This window comes from Phormidium sp. FACHB-1136, assembly GCF_014697375.1.
Classification (GTDB): Bacteria; Cyanobacteriota; Cyanobacteriia; order Phormidesmidales; family Phormidesmidaceae; genus Nodosilinea.
The window spans coordinates 1-17,243 of the sequence record NZ_JACJRS010000002.1 but is presented as its reverse complement, the minus strand read 5'-3'; the positions used below and the strand labels follow the sequence as shown (position 1 = coordinate 17,243).

Genomic DNA, 17,243 nt, shown 5'->3' with positions numbered 1-17,243 from the left:
TTCTAACTCGTTGCGGGTGAGGCACAAGAAATCGTCCAAACGGACTGACGCTCTTGGGCATAGGTTTCGTAGCAGGCGATCTGTTCTTGGGTCACTGACCAGACATCACGACTGTCGGAGTAGTATGCTTGATACCATTGTGTTGTTAAAGCAACTGTTTCTTTAAACGTTAAAATAGGCTTCCATCCCAGATAATGTAAAGCTTTATCACAACAAAGTTTGAGCAATCCAGCTTCATATAGGGATTCTGGGTTGGAACAATCTGTCCAAGCTGCATTTGTCCAATGCTGTTGCATTGAATTCAGCAGATTGGCAACCGTGTAGTTTTGCTCTGCACTGGGTCCAAAGTTAAAAGTCTCACCATTGAGAAGGGAGTTATTGGCCAGTTTTGCTGCTAGGGTTAAATAACCAGATAGAGGCTCTAGAACATGCTGCCAAGGACGGGTAGCATGGGGATTGCGGATTAAGACGGGTTGATCGGAAGACCAAGCTCTCATAGTATCTGGGACAATGCGATCACTAGCCCAATCGCCGCCGCCAATAACGTTTCCAGCTCGTCCCACTGCGACCCTAACAGGTGAGCCGCTAGCACCAAAGTAGGATGCAGCATAGCTGCGGATGACCAGCTCAGATGCCCCTTTAGAACCACTATAAGGGTCTTTTCCCCCTAGGCGATCAGTTTCTCGATAGCCCCACACCTGTTCAACGTTGTCATAGCACTTATCGCTAGTAATCAGGATAGCGGTACAGGAATGGTTCGAGAGTCTCAGGGCTTCGAGAATATTGAGTGTTCCAACAACATTGGTTGTAAATGTTGTGTGGGGTTCGCGATAAGACTGCCTAACTAGAGGTTGAGCTGCAAGGTGAAAGATGAAATCCGGTTGATATTGTTGAATTAATTGCTGGCACGTTCCTAAATCTTCAATATTTCCCCAGGTTTGGGTGATGCGATCTCCCATGTTGGCCGCTTCAAAATGACTGGGGGAGGATGGAATATCTTTCGATAGCCCAATAACCTTGGCTCCCTGCCGAAGCAGCCAGGCAGTCAGCCAGGATCCTTTGAATCCAGTATTCCCTGTAATTAAAATTAATTTATTGCTGAAGACTTCTAACATACAAATTTAAGGTTTACGGGCAACAGCTAAAATATAGCGCCCAGCATCAGGGACTTGGGGAGCCAACGCAAGTTCTAACTTCATTAATGCTTCTCTTTCTGAATTATTCAACAAAGAAGGCTGAACAATATTATCATGGGGGTCGTGCCCTTCCATACCTGATACCACTCCAATTCCCACTAGATCGAGCAAAGTTAGGCCAAATTTATCAGTCAAAATTTCACGAATTTCCGTTGAAGTTTGCCAAGTAAATTCTACTGAAGAACCTCTACCAATCCGACCCTGGGTTTGATTTATTAGCATATCTACATTTTCCCAGACCCGATGACGGGCGATCATTAGGGCATAAAAATATTTACTCTTAAACGACATAACTAGAATTCCCCTTGGCTTGAGAGATTCTACTATCTTGGGCAAGTCAAGCTGCCATTCAGGGTAAAAAAATGTCACCTCAGTCATGAGAATGACATCGCAGGTATTTGGCTCAATAGTTTTTAGGCACTCTGAAACAGTCTGGACTCTATAGGAAATGTTAGTAACTGATGATTCTTGCGAATATTGCTTGGCAGTAGAAATAGCGCCTGGAGAAAGATCACAAGCAATGACTTGCCCCGTAGGAAAAAGCTGAGCTAAACGCAAGGTAAAACGACCTTGGCAACAACCGAGATCGATAGCTTGAATTTGACCTGAAAGTCGATCTAAATGAGGGCGAATGAATGTCCAATATTGCTCTGCGTAGTAAGGTTCATCAGGAGCTGTAACCATATTGTATTGGGTTGATTCACGAACTAAGTTCTCCTGAATATCTTGAGGTTCAAATTGATTTGCTGCATTACTAATTATTCTAGATATTTTTCCAAAAATCCGGCTTACCAGGGAAAGTGAGGCGTAGATTATCTTTTCCATAGGTAGAATTCTTTACAGAAAAAGAGCTAAGGTTGAATCGGAAACGGGATTTAACCCAACTTGAAGTTTTTCGCGAATGCTCATAAATTCCTCGTCATACCATTGGCGAGAACTGACAAAAATTTCTTCTAATCGCTGGCGCAGATATTCCTTAGGCACTGTCTTTAATACTGGAAATTCTGTCTCTAGAAAATCGGCACTATTCCAAGCTGTGGTAAGTTCACGATCTAGAGGCAATGCAATACAACCTGACAGCAAAACATCAAAAATAGAGGCCGTAGCCATAGTGACACAGCACCGTGCTTTGCTTAACACATCTATCATCTCGTCATCACACCATTGCCACCCTTGAGGCAAATTAGTCCAGTTCATTTGAGTTAATATGACTTCTTTCCGCATCATGGGATGCGGTTTAATCATGACAGGAATCTTGAAATTGCTATTAATCCAATCAAGATGGTCGGATAGTTTATCTAAGGTTTCGGTTACTGCTTGTAAATCTAAAGACAGTAGAACAGCTAGAGCCCTACGGCTGTCATCACTCACGGGTGGAGTGAACTGCTGCCTTAAAGCTGGACCTGATTGTACTTTCTCTGGATCTAAACCCTGATCAATTAGAACCGAACGAGCTAAATCTCCACTGGTAATTATTACATCAGGAAAAACTAACGATCCAGTTTCCCCTGGAAAATTATGATAGGCCAGATAGTCTCTAGTGACTAAGCTATGATAATATCCAATGGATTTTGAGTTTAATTTTTCGTTAGTCCGACAAAAATAAGGTTGAACTCGTTCAGGTTGCATTGACTCGTAGTGGGTAATCGAAATCAAGCCTGTTAGTTCATTTCCCCAGTTTCCCAGCACAGGTTTATAAAGAAAGAACTGAGATACAGAAAATCCTGTTGCTAACTGTTTAAAACGTTCGCGAACTACTAATAATTTGATGTACAAACTTTCATAATCTATAGAATGATTGATAGCCAAAGTAGTATTGTATCCATCCCATAAGGCGACTACATAATCTCTCCAGGTTAACCAATCTTCTGGAATAAGACATGAGGATTCTCGAAGTTTTTGATAAACTTTATTCAAAGGTAATGAGATATCGAAGAGCCAAGGTAAGCGATAAACTTGCTTACCCTGTTTCTCTAACCATTGAGGTAAAACTGTAAAATAGCGACAAGCGAGTGGCCCATCTTTAGTCAAGGCTTTATCATCAAGGCATTGATGAATCAGATACAATTCTCCATGAGGAGTCTGTAGATTAGATGGACGAGATGCTCGCGCCGCGTGATAATGCTTCCAGAAGCATAAGATTTGCCGAGCTAAAGTCGCACATCCTCGAAGTATGTAATAACCAGACTCCAACAGTAAAATTATCTGCCATCCGAGCAGAGAACGGATTTTGATCAGTGGCTTCAAGTTAGTTTCAATCGTTGCAAGCAGATAGCTATCTTCACATATAACTAAAATCTCATCCTGATAGGATAAATTTTGATCGACCCAAGACTTAAGCGCAGCAATATGGATGATATCATCAAAAAAGCGACTAGACATGTTGTTACGTCCTGCCAAGTCAGTCATCCACCAATGGAGAGAATCATCATTAGCTTCTCGTTGTCTAGCAATCCAGTCAAGAATAGGGGGGCGCTGTTTGACGGACTCTTTTTGAATCAATTCTTTTAAGGAGATACGCTCTCCAACTAGACGTTGCTCCCAAGTTTTCATTGTGAGGTAGTTTCTGCCAACATATATCCATCTTCCGTTCCAGGAGTTGGAATTAAAGTTGGGGAAACGAGCATGAGTTAGGAAAAAGCGCATTTTTTCTTACCGGGTGACAAGGGGGTTGAAGATGAGATGTGGCAATAATTTGAGAAAATAAGGGGGTAAAAAAATAGGGGCAAGGGAGCCCCAAAACAACAAAATGTTACCACAATCATATCACAAAATTTTCCGAAAGCATTTGAGTGAACAGCAGTATTTGACACTGGAGATATTGTTATTATTGATACAAGCTTATCGCCAAGTAAAACTGTCAAAATTGGCGAGTTTGTTTCCCCAACCAATTAAATATGAAAGCAGGAAACGTAATTTACAAAGATTTTTAGGAATAAATAAACTCTGCGTAAAATTATTATGGTTTCCCTTGATAAAATATTGGATTAGACAATCGTTAACACCACAACAATTGAATCGAGAACAGCGCCGCTATTTTCATAAAAAACAATATCAAAAATATGGTTACTGGATGGTAGCACTGGATAGAACACAGTGGAAAGGACGGAATATATTTATGGTGACATTGGTATGGGGTACTCATGCCTTACCACTATATTGGGAAACATTAAATCATGTAGGAAATAGTAACTTATCAACCCAAAAAAGATTGATAAAGACAGCAATAAAGTTGTTGAAAAAATGTCGAATTGTGGTGTTGGCAGATAGAGAATTTCATAGTGCAAAACTGGCTAAGTGGCTTGATGAGCAAGGAGTTTACTTTGCTTTACGTCAGAAAAAAGACCTTCATTTTCAAGAAGAAATAGGACTTGAATATCAAGTTCTTAAAAACCAAGGATTTAAGCCGGGGATGTCAAAGTTTTATCAGGGAGTTAAATGTGGTAAAGGAGATGAATTAGGGTTATTTAATATCGCTGTTTATTGGAAGAGAAAATATCGTCATAAAGGACCAAAAGAACCTTGGTATATCTTAACGAATCTACCAAATCTCAAACAAACTTTATGCCTCTATAGATGTCGATGGGGAATTCAACAATTCTTCAAAGATTGTAAAACAGGTGGCTGTAGTATAAACTTTTTCTACCAATGTAACAACCGGATTTTTACCCTTAAATGTGAGAGTTTGAGCGAAATTTAGTACAGCACTTCTACTCTATTTTAGTTTATTACCCTTATTATAGCTTATCTTGATTTTGGAGTTTAACTACATGAAAATCGCTGTAGGGTGCGGAATGTGGGTTCAAAATAAACCAAAATTTGCTGAGTAATCCCTTGTAGTTATGGGCTAAGCGCCATAATTTTGGAAATTTGCCTAAAAAATATAGGGACTGATAGGATTTGTCTAACCGAACTCCGATGCCTAATTCTTCTAACGCCTTTGAACACTCATTAATCTCGAACAGATACTTGGCTTTGTAATAGTAACCACGTGCTTTAGCTGCAGAGAGGGCATATGGAAACAGCAGAATCTAAATCATGAGTAGAATAGCTGCACCAAAAAATTATGGTTTTGCCCGCAGCTAGAGAGACAGGCGGGGCGTCGGGATGATCCCAAATGAGGATTGTAGACATTGGGTTAGGTAGCATAGATACTTAATCGGAAAGACTAGTTCCTTTTAAAATGCGAGGGGTACTGGCATATTTTTTATATAGGTTGCATCAGCCGTTCTACTATAACTAAATCTTCGGGGGTATCTACAGCATGACTATCATGCTTTGTTGGCACCATCTGCACCTTATATCCATGTTCCAGCACACGCATCATGTCCACAGATTCTGCTATTTCCAAAGGGGTGGGAGGTAGCTGGGTGTATTGAAGCAAAAAGTCACGCCTGAATGGAATAATGCAAACCTGCTTTCCCATGGGTATATCTCTCACTTTACTCCGAGTAGGTATAGGTTCTCGGGAGAAATAAAGGGCATACCCCTTCAGATCACAAACTACCTTGATGCAGTTACGATCTTCAAACTCCTCCGTACTGCGGATTTCCCCCAGTAAATTGGTTACCTGAATAGTAGGATCCTTCAGCATGGGGCTCACTGCTTCCGTAATCATGTCTGGATGAGTCATAGGTTCATCCCCCTGCACCATAACTACGATATCATAACGGGTAGTTTGTTCCTGCTCTAGTTTTAATAAGGACTCAGCACAGCGATCTGATGCCCGTTCATGAGTACTTGCAGTCATAACAGACTTACCACCTATGGACCCTACATACTCGTGTATTTCCCGGTCACAGGTTGCTACTGCTGTAAGGTCAAGTAATGGAGACTTCGCTACCCGTTCATAGACATGACCGATCATGGGCTTACTGAGAATTTTGGCCATGGGTTTGCCAGGAAATCGACTGCTCCCCATGCGAGCAGGAATGATAGCTAAAATCTTCATTATGATATGAGCAAAATAAAATGATTTGTGATTAGTATCTTATGGTTTTCGACAAATTACCCACATATGCGAACTATAACCTTGTTCAGCAATCCAGTTCTGCCAACTCTGTTTTTCGTTCTCGCTGCTTATGGCTAGTAGTGTTTTCCAAAAACGATCTTTTACCAGTGCTTCATTGTTGCGTAAAATATCTATGTCCAATTTGCCCGGGGTGGTAATTTGGATAGTGTCAAAGCCAGTTCTTTTTAAAAGAAGTTTTATTGAGTAAGGATTAAAAAAGTTCAGATGATGGGGTGGGGTTACTGATTTAGATTCTTGCCAAAGAACTTGAATATCAAGTCCCAAACCAGACAGGGTTGTGAAAATAAAAATGTCACCTGGCAACATTAGAGAGTACAAGCAACTCATGAAGAAACCAGGATCATGAAGATGTTCAAACAACTCAAAGCTCACAAAAACTTTATGAGTATTTGGTAAATCCTTTGGCGTCAAGTCCTCTAAAAATTTTTCTACTACTAATATATCTTTGTTACGACAAACACTTGCTAAATGTGGACTAGGCTCAATCACAATTGGATTTTGTAGTGTTAATTCCCGAATCTCCTCTGCAAACAGTCCGTACCCCCCCCTATATCAACAACCGAAAGATTTGGAGTGGGACAGAATTTAGCCATAATTTCGTAAATTTGACGTGCCTTTGGCTTCCAAAGTTTTTCTTTGCGAGCTTGGGCAGTTTCTTTATAAAATGTTGTTGCCCAGTAATGACAGGATGGAGACTCACGATAATAGCGTGAGAAAGCGCATGCAACGGGGCGAGGGCTGACATAAAGGGTCTGGCAGTTTGGACATTGTTCATAAACAAAACCAGATTTTTCAAAGGCTGGAACCCCCGGGGTTTCGCATGCAGGACATATAATTTGTTGTCTTTTTACTGCATCAAAATAGGTTTGGGCATCTTTCATTGCTAATCGGAGATACTCATCAAATATAGCTTTAGGTCTTATTTCTTCTTCTTTCATGAAATTACCCTTGTCTTAATTGACCGTTGCAATAAACTAACTCAACCCAGTCTGTACGGAAATTTTTCGGATTTTTGGAGATCTTGGAAATATCGAAAATCTTATGTCCAGCTTTCGACATAATTTGTTCAACCTCAAGAAGAGAAGTTGATTTTTCATAAAAGTCGTAGAATGAGACCTCAACTGTACAACAACTAGTTTGACCTAACATTTCAATTGCTCCGGTGAGCACTCCTATTTCATGGCCTTGTACATCAATTTTCAAGATATCAATGCGACTAATACTATGAAGATTGCAAAACGCATCTACAGTTGTTATATCAACCTCGATTGGCTTGTTTTCTGCCTTAGCCGCATATCCTAAAGAGTCTCGAGACTGCATGTTGATAGGAATTAAACTGCCCAAATGAGAGATGTTCTGTCGATAGAAAAGCTGCTTACCTTCTTTTTCACTAATACCCATCTTGATGGGTAAACATTTCCCCCCCCATGAACAAGAGTGTACTAACGCTTCAAGTTCAGAAAAGTTATCCGGATCTGGTTCAAATGAATAAACAATCGAATCGGGAAAGATTTCCTTAAAGAACCGCACTGATTCACCCCTATGTGCACCAATATCAAAAATTATCGGTGAGTTCCTGACTACTAGTGATTTCCAGTATTTATCAGGCGAGAAGTTCGCTAGATATTCCCGATTACGTTCCTCAGACTGACCACATATAGGGACAAAGTTAAAGTTATTTGTTTCTTGTTCCATTTCATTCATTTCACTTATGAGAGTTTGAACTACTTCCTCGTTTCGATATTACTGATAGCATCACTCCATCAATAGAATAGGCAAGAAAGCGATAACCTTCACTTATGCGTTGCTCAAGTTCCGATTTTGAGGGGTGCACCACGTGCACCCCTGCTGGTACTTTGCTTAAAGTTGCCTTCTCCAGAATTTGGGCCATCGCTTCTCGAAAATCTGGGTGTTCAAACTGGGCTGTTAGTCCCATCGACGCTGACAGATCGTAGGGTCCAATCAAGATTGCATCTAGCCCATCTACATCCAAAATCTCATCAAGATTGATAACAGCCTGCTGGTGCTCAATCATCGCCACCAAAAGAGGAGCTTGAGCTTCTTCTCTATAGGTATCAAAATGCTCACCAAATAGATTAGCACGGGAAAATCCCACACCTCTAGTTCCACCTGGAGGCCAACGACAAGCACTACGCACTCCTAACAACTGCTCCGCAGTTTGAACCATAGGTACAATAATACCACCTGCTCCTGCATCCAGGACTTGCTTACACTCCTTAGTGGTTCCTTCAGCAATACGCGCTAGTGGTAGTGTGTTTCCTAGTTCTAAGGAACGAAACAAATCAGGCAGCTGATGGATAGAAATACTACCATGTTCCATATCCACCGCAACCCAATCGTAACCTGCTTGTCCCATAATCTCAGCAACCGAGGCGTGAGGAATCTGCATCCAACTTCCTAACGACACACCTCCGGACTCCAATTTTTCTCGGATTTGCTGTATCGCAATTTGTCTGTTCATAGACTCAAGTTACTTAATTGTGGTCCTCGATAACGTGTTTGTAATGAATGATTAATTGGTGTTCGGCGCAATATGAAAGAAATTTGATTTTTTTCTGCCGCTATTAAATCTGATTCGGCATCACCAATCATCAAAGCGTCTTCACTAGACAAGTGCAGTTGAGATAAAACTATTGCGATCGCCTTAATTTTGCTAATAGGTGATCCAAATACACTCCTAAAGAAATGTCCAATGCCAAGACGGTGCAAAATAATTTCAATTTCACTCTGGGGAGTCGCAGTCACTAGTACAAAATACTGGTTTTGGTAATGCTCCTCAAGGTATTCCAAAGTGCCAGGTACCCATGGCGACTCCACTACAGCTTGTAACACCATATCTGAAAAGCGATCGCACCATGCTTTCACTGTTGACTCAGTTGGCTCAATACCAGCCCAGGTGAGGTAAAGAGGCATCTTTTCAAACCGAGAAACACCACCATTGGCTTCATGATGTAGACGCACTTTCGTTGCAATGTTCGAACCATGGGGCAAGAATAAAGCTTCAAAGGCCCTGGTTTTGACGTCAACTGATTCTTTGATCACGCCATCAAAGTCCCAGAAAACTAGATTAGCAGAGCTTATAATTTGTCGAGGGGAAATCAAGGTCGAGTCCAAATTTGGTTGTATGTATTTCCAAATGCCGAGTCAGCAAACATTTCAGAGTGCCTTTTCTCTCTCAAAATCAATCCAGCGTCAGTCAATAATTTACTACAAGTACTCGCTTGTTCATAAAAGTCATCATTCACCTCTATCAAAATGCCTTTAATCTGACTCAAAGTTCGGGATCCACCTTTGAGAATAAAATGTTCTAACCCATCTACATCCATTTTTATATAGTCAGGAACGGGAATTTTTAACAGTTCAACTGTTTCATCCATACTCAGACCTAGTGTTCGGAACTCAAAATTTTGTTTAAGCACCCCACCATCCCAACCAAACTCTTTACCAAAGGTAGAAAGTGCCCCCCCCCACTCAGTACTAGTTAGCCGCATCGAAGCGATCGAGCGATTATCGCATAAAGGGAAAGGAACAATAGTAACTTTTTGGCTTAGTCTATTCAGAAATAAATTTCTTGCTAATAGCTCGAGATTGAACACAGAAGGTTCAAAAGCGTATACAGTAGAGCTTTTTTTTGCACAAGCATAACAAGAATAAAGCCCCACATTCGCTCCCACATCCCACAATACACAATTATCGGGAAGAGTATCAATCCATTCTAAAGTTTCTGGTTCCTTTGTTGAGAATGTATCAATCCGCCAGCTATTTAGTTGATTGGGCGTGGCAAAACTAAGCTCTACCCCATTGTATACAATGGATGTGATCCTATTCATGGACTCACTTAAGGCTAGGTCAAAAAAATAGCTGCCGGCCTTTGTTTTACTTATTATCTTTGTTGTTTGTTTAATAGCTGATTTTACTAGGTTTTTCAGGCTGTTTGGCATTACTTAACTCCCTTTATAGTTGTAATTAGATACTCTTAAATGTTTTTCATCAATCGGAACTAATCTCTTGAATTAACTGAATTAACCCCTGACCTAGATCCACATGGAGTGGTGGTATGTATTTACGTCCTAGCTTAGGTTGATAAGCATAAGGTGTACGTACATAGTGTCCCAGTTGATGAGATTCAACAAATTCTACGGGTTTCTTAAGCCCTAAAATCTCTGCTATCATCTTCAATAAGTCCATTACCCGCATTGGTTCCTGACCGGTAAGTACTACGCTCTCATTACGAAATTCCTTACCCAGAGCCACTACACTGGCTCGAGCTGCATCTTCTACATGAATATACTCACGAAGCGCCTCGGTACTACCTTCATAACGAACTACTCCAGTCTCTAATGCTTGCTTAATTATACGATAAAGCCCATTTGTCAGGTCTGATCGTGGACCATACAATGAACCATAACGAAGGATGGTGTAATCCAGACCGTAGACCCGCTGATATTCTTCCACGTAGTGCTCTGCAGATTGCTTACTACATCGGTAAAAGCCGCCCTCCCGACTGTAGACGTACACCGTGCTGGCATAGATAAACCGCTTCACCTTATGACGGTGGCAGGCATCTAGGGCATGACCATTACCCAGAATATTAATGCGAATGGTTTCGAGAGGCTTGTCCAGGGCCTGGTTAAGATCCGCTAGGGCTGCAAAATTATAGACTACATCGCAACCGCTGATCGCCGACTCCAGAGCCGATAGATCAAGAATATCCCCCACCACCATCTCCTGATGAGGTTGTAGCCAGGGGGATGGGATGCGATCAAAAATCCGCACGTGGTGTCCGGCGGCACTGAGTTGATCACAGACATGGGAACCCAGGAATCCGGCTCCCCCAATTACGCAAATCTGCTGCACCATGATGGCTAACTCCTAGCGTTTTCGGCGTTGTATGTTGTACTCCGTCTCCGGCACTAAACTATTGAGCGGATGACCCGTTAAGAAGCGAACCGCTTCCTCCGTGGCTTCGATTTCCATGCGGGTTCGACAATCCACTGACATCGAGCCCATATGGCTGGTCAGTAGGCAGCGTTCGATCTTGGTCAAGTCTCCCTGGTAGGGCTCTTGATCAAACACATCAATAGCTGCTCCTCCCAGGTGACCCGATTGGAGAACCTCTAGCAGATCTTGTTCGTTGATTATCCCACCACGGGATGTATTGACGATCAGGGCATCGGCTTTCATCGACAGCAGATGCTCTTTACGAATCATGTTGTGGGTTTGAGGGGTGAGGGGGACGTGCAGACTAATTAGGTCTGCTTGACGGTAGATATCCTCTTTTGCGGCCCACTCTAACTTAAATTCACGGTTGAGTTCTAAATTGGGCAGAATATCATTGACCAAAATGCGGGGGGTTCCAAACCCACGCATGCGGCGTAGAACCCGCGTACCAATGCGACCGACACCAATGATGCCAACGGTAATTTCCGCCAGACGCCGACCAAAGTGACGTTTCCATTGGCCCTGGTGCATTTGGGTATTGGCCACATGGACGGAACGGAGCAGAGATAGCATTAACCCCAGGGTAAGCTCTGCCACTGCAGGAGCTGGGGCATCGGGGGTGTAGGAGACCTTGATACCCCGTTGCTCAGCAGCTAACAGATCCACACTGTCGAGGCCAATCCCTACTCGGGAAATATGCTTTAACCGGGGAGCACAGGACAGGACGTAATCGGTAATCGGCTCGGTACCGGCTACCAAGGCATCGAAGTCACCGATCATCTCAGCTAACTCGGTTTCAGTGAGTTTCTTGCCGAGGGGGTTAATCACATAGTCGATATCATTGGATTGCAACATTTCCAAGGGGAAGGTGTTCCGTTCAGCAAATGGAATGGTGGTAATCAGTACTTTAGGCATAAGTCATCTTTTAAACTGATCTGCAAAAGAAGTGTTCAGGCTACTTTAGGCATAGTAACGGCTAACACAGCCCACAAGTTTAGCAGTCTCGGGTTGACTCAACTGGGTCACTATGTTTTTCAGCGATGCTCCGAAAGAGTTGGGCCAGGGTGTCCAGGGGATTAGGAGGTATGCGGGCATAGCGATGACAAAAAACCTCCCTAGCGTTTTGGGTTTCAGGATCCAACCACCAATCGTCAATATTGTCCCAAATTTTCGCCATTTGTTGGGCGGCGCTTTCTGGCGTTTCATGAAATATGCCAACCTCTTTGAGTAGGTCAAAGTAGGGGCGTACCCCATCTCGTAATTCCCAATGTAAAGGATTCCAGCAGATCAGAGTAGGAAAGTTGAGACATAAGGATTCAAGGTAGGTAGTAGCGTTGTAGGTACTAATGTAAAGACGGGTTTGCCACAACAACTCCTTCAGCGGTCGAGTCCCGAAATCCAGTTCGATGCCTGGAAACTGTTTCTGCCAGCGAGAAACTTGCCCTGCTTTCCAGTCATGGCTAAACAATCGAACTAGTAAGCTTTTACGTAAAACATCAGGCAGCGTTTTCACAAATCTCACCTGATCATTAAAGTACGCTTGCCACTGTCCTGCAGACACCGGAACACTATACATGTGATAGCTATAACGAGGCACAACCATCTCTACTAATAAAGCCTTACCCGATTTATTGGGCTTGATAACAGTGGAGCCAAACCCTTTTAAGTTTCCGATAGGGATAAGTTTGTTTTGCCGTGGCTCAGTCCAACCCCAAGTCAAATATTGATCAGATATATCAATTTCATGACTTTCATGAAAGCTCCAAAGTGCCATACCATAGTTACCACCATGTTGACCTACGATTAAAGGGATACCTCTGTCGACCTTTTCAGCTGCCCAAATCTTGAATAGATCGTCAGAACTATAGCTATTACTCGTGAAGATTGCTTTTGGGCGGTGAGGCCAATGGAGTTCACTGCTCTTCTGAGCTAAGTCCCTATAGCCCTCCAGATAAGACGTTGGAATATTCTGAGGCACAAGCAAACTGATTAGCTGACAGAATGGATGCCAATCAGCACGAAGTCGGTTTTTAGGTAGATCTAACAACCAGTTTCGCTGAGCTTTACAGTAATCAAACCTGGGCAAAGCAGAGGAACGCCAGATCTTAGGTATTTGTCCTAACTTGAGCTGTAGTAAAAGATCTTGCTGGCGTGTGAGATAGGAGGTGATAAAGAAATAGTCGTCTGAGCGAGTCAGAACACTAGATAATAGATATGCAATTGAGACAACAGACTTTTTTAAGTAATGGCTAAGTTTTATAGCTTTCCTTTGACTATTGTAATCCGACTGCTCATAGGCTTGAGGTGCTTCAATGACTGTTACAGGCACAGTCATGAACTGGAGAATTTGTCCGTAGATCATTTCATTCCAATGATCATCAACAAACAAAGCAATAAAATCGTTCATATCATTTGGTACACCTTGCCCTAGTTGACGTTTAAGAATCTGGATATTTGAGATTTCCTCAGTGTCAAGAACAGTCTTGATCATGAACCAGCGATCAAACACCATCTGAATAAAGTAACCCAACCATGGCCCTATTAATATTCGCCAGTAACGAAGAGAGTAATTAACCCCATGCTGTTGATTGAGTTGCTGGCTAAGGGCTTTTAGGGCTTCTTCATAAACTACCTGGAGGGTGGTGTAATCCTGGAAGAGTTTGCTGCGATCATCCCAATGGTAGGGAGCTACAACATGATTTAGACTTTCCCAAACATGCCTACGGTCAAACAGTTTACACCACTCGCCAAGGAAGAGAATGGGCTGACCATCGGTAGCCCAGGTTGCTTCTAATGCGGTAGTAACCAATTGGCGCTTTACCATACACCCCTCCCCCCATCGAGCACAATATTCTGTCCCGTCATGTATCGGGATGCATCCGAACACAGGAACTGTACTGCCGCCCGATATTCCTCACGAGTAGCCATACGTCCCAGGGGGATCAAACCGCTTAATCGCTTCACAAACTCTTCACTCTGTTGGTTAAATACCCCTCCTGGTGAAAGAGCATTACAGCGCACACCTTGATCGCACCAATAGGTAGCCAGATAACGAGTCAGTCCCACTAAACCTGCCTTGATAACTGAGTAGGTCACGGGCTTTACCGCTTGCTGATCGGCGGCTAGTCCCTCTTTGCAGTAGAGTCGCTGGTCGGGAGCAAGAACAGAAAGGTCAGAAGCAATGTTGAGAATCACCCCACCCTGACCACGCCAGGCCATTTCCGCACCAAACACCTGACTGCAATGAAACGCGCCTGTTAAACCCACCGCAATTTGCAAATCCCATTGATCTCGAGGAAAGTTTTCCAGACGCGAGGTTTCTACCATCCCCTGATCACCCATTACCTTAGGGTCTATAGCCGCGTTATTCACCAGTATATCGACCCCTATTCCTAACTGGGATAACTGGGCTTGAGTCGCTTGCACTGAAGCTAAACGTGACACATCCATGACCAAGGTGTGAACCTGTCCATCCGGAAAGCATTGACTGAGGTAGCGCTTGGCCCCGTCCAAAGCTTCCCACGAGATGTCTGTCAAGATTACCGTGGCATCACACTCCAGAAGGGCAGCGGCATGTTCAACCCCCAATAAGCCAGCGGCCCCGGTGATCAGCGCGGATTTATGGGTCAGGTCAAATCGATGAGTTACCATAAAAATTATTGGGTTGCAAAAATGTTGATTGATTTGGGGGCCAACACCGGGTTTGCCCAAATTACAGGGCTAATGGCGCACCTGACCGCCATCGAGAGTCCATAGGGCACCGCTGGCAAAGCCAGCGTAGGGAGAGGCTAAGTAACACACCAAATTAGCAATCTCCTCCGGGGTTCCCAATCGCCTCAGAGCCACATCCCGATTCAGCATGCTTGTTACCGCTGCCGCATCTTCCTGAAGCCTTCGAGCCCAGACCGAGCCATCACACAGGATATTACCCGGTGCAATGGCATTAATGCGTACTCCTTTCTGACCTAAGGGACGGGCAATGCCTCGGACATAGGCATTTAATGCCGCTTTAGCAGCGGAGTAGGTGACTGGAGCACCGGGGATGACCTCTAGGCCACAGATGGAGGAAATACAAACAATGCTTCCCTGGGTCAGAACTAGAGCTTCCGTTGCAGCGGACACCATGTTAGTGGCACTCCAGAGGTTGAGGGCAAATACTCGTTGCCACTCGTCAGGAGTTTCGGTACCAGGGGAAACGGATTGACCACTACCCACATTACAGATCAAAATATCTAGACGCCCCCATGCTGCGATCACCTCTGCTACAACTTTCTGGGCTTCGGGAAAACAGGATACATCTCCGACAATGGGGAGGGAGCCAGGCAACTGACTACATGCCTGATAAAGAGGGTTTAGCTGTCGAGCGTTGAGGGCAACACTACAGCCTTCTCGATGCAAGGCCGTGGCGATGGCCAAGCCAATGCCACGGCTAGCACCAGTGACCAAGGCTGTCTTACCGGTAAGATTCAGTTCCATCCTGGTCTATTTACTGGCACCTGCCAGGCCGTAGCCCACTATCCAGGCTTGGGTCAAATCTCGATACCGAGCCAGTACCCCGGCATGATCCCCATCCGTAGCGCGGGCTGTTTGCAGAATAAAATTGCCTGAATAATTCAAATGAGCCAGCGACTCGAAGACAGTCTCAAAGTCAGCATTCCCCGCACCCAAGGGTACGGTTGTTCCCCCTAAAACCCGGTCTTTGACATGGACATTCATGACTCGATGACCATAGGCCGAAAATTCTTCTCGGGGATCCAATCCTAGGGCAGCGCTATTACCAATATCATAGTTAACGCCAAATTGTTTAGATGGCAACTGATTGATGAAACGGGATAATTCAGTGGGAGAGAAATCTGATTCAAACAGGATAGAGACTCCCAGGTTAGCTAAATTAGACTGTTGACTGAGTAAATATTCAACCAGGATATCTTCCTGCTCAGATGTTTCCAATCGGCCATTGTCAACCAAAGGCACCACAACCATCTGAATGCCGACTATTGTACAAGCACGACAAATGGCTTGGAAATCCTCTTGAAGCTTAACTCGATCCGAGCCAACAGCCTTCCAAAAAGGAGCTTGCATAAAGCAATCACCAGTAAGGGAAGGAATTGCTAAACCATACTGGTCACAAAGTTGACGAATTTGATCTTGACCAGTAGCGGTCATCAAGGGATTTTCGTAGAGTCGATCCTGATCTAATGTCCACTCCATCAAGGAGATAGAAAGAGCATTTGCAACAGGAAATTCAGTTTCCCAATCTTGCCAGGGAAAAGCCTGGATCTGACCATCTACTTGGTTGCAGAGACGACCCTGAATAAAGCCAATTTTAGAAACTTGATCCAGTAGGTTTCTAGGGCTCATTATCGGGCTTCCGTGCACTTGACAATAACATAACCTCCTTAGAAAATCTAACCCATTTACTGCGCCTACTCAGTTGGGTTGGTGTTAACACTCGCGTTAGCTTAGCCAGTGGAACTAACCATCTCCCCCACCCCGACCAAAGGATGGGCAACTGTCTAAAAAATTCAACCTGGATATTTTCAAACCCATGAATGAGTAAAATGTCTCGTAGGGATCCCAGCATGAAGGGGGTACGGTGGGTATAGTCTTCAAAATAGATTCGATAGTTATATTCCCAGGCGGGGCACATCGTTATCACTAAGCCCCCAGGCTTCAACACTCGATAGATTTCCCTTACAAATCTTTCTGGATAGTGAAAATGCTCAATAACAGATTTTGAATAAACAACATCAAAATAGTTGTCAGGATAAGGAATTCCGCCAGTTTCAATATTAGAAACCTTTAATCTAGCATCTGGTAAATATCTGAGCGCAACAGATGACTGATCTACTGCATACGCCTGTAAACCACATTCAATAAACCCTTTCAGAAATTCTCCACGACCACATCCAGCGTCAAGGACAAAAGCATTTCTCTGTATATCAACTGGACAGTCATAAGTTCTGGACAGGGGTACTAAGTTACTAAGCTTTGGGAGACCTGAGGGGGCAAGGGGTTAAGCTTAGCGGCGATGAATTTAGGCAAAAGTAGAG

General features: G+C 43.6%; 16 protein-coding genes and 1 pseudogene. 1 reads left to right on the top strand and 16 read right to left on the bottom strand.

Annotated elements, in window-relative coordinates:
• Positions 1 to 2: 2 nt before the first annotated feature.
• Genes rfbG through H6G62_RS01070 form a run of 3 tightly spaced genes read right to left on the bottom strand, consistent with a single transcriptional unit; the run spans position 3 to position 3,749 of the window.
• Positions 3 to 1,115, bottom strand: coding sequence for a CDP-glucose 4,6-dehydratase (gene rfbG / locus H6G62_RS01080; protein WP_190492262.1), 1,113 nt, complete (start codon positions 1,113 to 1,115; stop codon positions 3 to 5).
• 6 nt (positions 1,116 to 1,121) lie between these two features.
• On the bottom strand, positions 1,122 to 2,021 hold the full coding sequence (locus tag H6G62_RS01075) for a class I SAM-dependent methyltransferase (protein ID WP_190492261.1): 900 nt from the start codon (positions 2,019 to 2,021) through the stop codon (positions 1,122 to 1,124).
• A gap of 12 nt (positions 2,022 to 2,033) precedes the next feature.
• Positions 2,034 to 3,749: a hypothetical protein gene (locus H6G62_RS01070; protein ID WP_190492260.1), complete on the bottom strand. Its 1,716-nt coding sequence runs from the start codon at positions 3,747 to 3,749 to the stop codon at positions 2,034 to 2,036.
• 196 nt (positions 3,750 to 3,945) lie between these two features.
• On the opposite strand from H6G62_RS01070, the pseudogene H6G62_RS01065 reads away from it, so the two are divergent.
• A pseudogene (locus H6G62_RS01065) lies at positions 3,946 to 4,830 on the top strand (IS4 family transposase); the annotation flags it as partial.
• A gap of 573 nt (positions 4,831 to 5,403) precedes the next feature.
• Here H6G62_RS01065 and H6G62_RS01060 read toward each other — a convergent pair.
• The 13 genes from H6G62_RS01060 to H6G62_RS01000 all read right to left on the bottom strand — a co-directional run bounded on the left by H6G62_RS01060 (position 5,404) and on the right by H6G62_RS01000 (position 16,551).
• Positions 5,404 to 6,147, bottom strand: coding sequence for a 3-deoxy-manno-octulosonate cytidylyltransferase (locus H6G62_RS01060; protein ID WP_190492259.1), 744 nt, complete (start codon positions 6,145 to 6,147; stop codon positions 5,404 to 5,406).
• A gap of 39 nt (positions 6,148 to 6,186) precedes the next feature.
• Complete coding sequence (locus tag H6G62_RS01055; protein WP_244982425.1) at positions 6,187 to 6,717, bottom strand: class I SAM-dependent methyltransferase; 531 nt, start codon at positions 6,715 to 6,717, stop codon at positions 6,187 to 6,189.
• 17 nt (positions 6,718 to 6,734) lie between these two features.
• Positions 6,735 to 7,166 carry a hypothetical protein gene (locus H6G62_RS01050; protein ID WP_190492258.1) on the bottom strand — a complete coding sequence of 144 codons (432 nt, stop codon included), beginning with the start codon at positions 7,164 to 7,166 and terminating at the stop codon, positions 6,735 to 6,737.
• Positions 7,167 to 7,170: 4 nt separating this feature from the next.
• A complete protein-coding gene (locus H6G62_RS01045) occupies positions 7,171 to 7,923 on the bottom strand; it encodes an FkbM family methyltransferase (protein WP_190492257.1) in 753 nt (250 codons plus the stop codon).
• Positions 7,924 to 7,933: 10 nt separating this feature from the next.
• Positions 7,934 to 8,638, bottom strand: a complete 705-nt coding sequence (locus tag H6G62_RS01040) for an aldolase/citrate lyase family protein (RefSeq protein WP_199324653.1) — start codon at positions 8,636 to 8,638, stop codon at positions 7,934 to 7,936.
• A gap of 68 nt (positions 8,639 to 8,706) precedes the next feature.
• A complete protein-coding gene (locus tag H6G62_RS01035) occupies positions 8,707 to 9,351 on the bottom strand; it encodes an HAD hydrolase-like protein (RefSeq protein ID WP_190492256.1) in 645 nt (214 codons plus the stop codon).
• On the bottom strand, positions 9,348 to 10,190 hold the full coding sequence (locus tag H6G62_RS01030) for an FkbM family methyltransferase (RefSeq protein ID WP_190492255.1): 843 nt from the start codon (positions 10,188 to 10,190) through the stop codon (positions 9,348 to 9,350). Before H6G62_RS01030 ends, H6G62_RS01035 begins: the two co-directional genes overlap by 4 nt.
• Positions 10,191 to 10,239: 49 nt before the next feature.
• Positions 10,240 to 11,109 (bottom strand): NAD(P)-dependent oxidoreductase, encoded by an 870-nt coding sequence (locus H6G62_RS01025; protein ID WP_190492254.1) that lies wholly within the window; start codon positions 11,107 to 11,109, stop codon positions 10,240 to 10,242.
• A 12-nt stretch (positions 11,110 to 11,121) separates the two neighbouring features.
• Complete coding sequence (locus tag H6G62_RS01020; RefSeq protein ID WP_190492253.1) at positions 11,122 to 12,105, bottom strand: phosphoglycerate dehydrogenase; 984 nt, start codon at positions 12,103 to 12,105, stop codon at positions 11,122 to 11,124.
• Between the two features lie 79 nt (positions 12,106 to 12,184).
• Positions 12,185 to 14,014, bottom strand: a complete 1,830-nt coding sequence (locus H6G62_RS01015; RefSeq protein WP_190492252.1) for an LIC12162 family protein — start codon at positions 14,012 to 14,014, stop codon at positions 12,185 to 12,187.
• The gene (locus H6G62_RS01010) at positions 14,008 to 14,901 is read right to left on the bottom strand and encodes an SDR family oxidoreductase (protein WP_199324652.1); all 894 of its coding nucleotides are present in this window, start codon (positions 14,899 to 14,901) and stop codon (positions 14,008 to 14,010) included. Before H6G62_RS01010 ends, H6G62_RS01015 begins: the two co-directional genes overlap by 7 nt.
• A gap of 9 nt (positions 14,902 to 14,910) precedes the next feature.
• Positions 14,911 to 15,636, bottom strand: coding sequence for an SDR family oxidoreductase (locus H6G62_RS01005; protein ID WP_199324651.1), 726 nt, complete (start codon positions 15,634 to 15,636; stop codon positions 14,911 to 14,913).
• A gap of 36 nt (positions 15,637 to 15,672) precedes the next feature.
• Positions 15,673 to 16,551, bottom strand: coding sequence for a TIM barrel protein (locus H6G62_RS01000; RefSeq protein WP_190492250.1), 879 nt, complete (start codon positions 16,549 to 16,551; stop codon positions 15,673 to 15,675).
• Positions 16,552 to 17,243 lie beyond the last annotated feature (692 nt).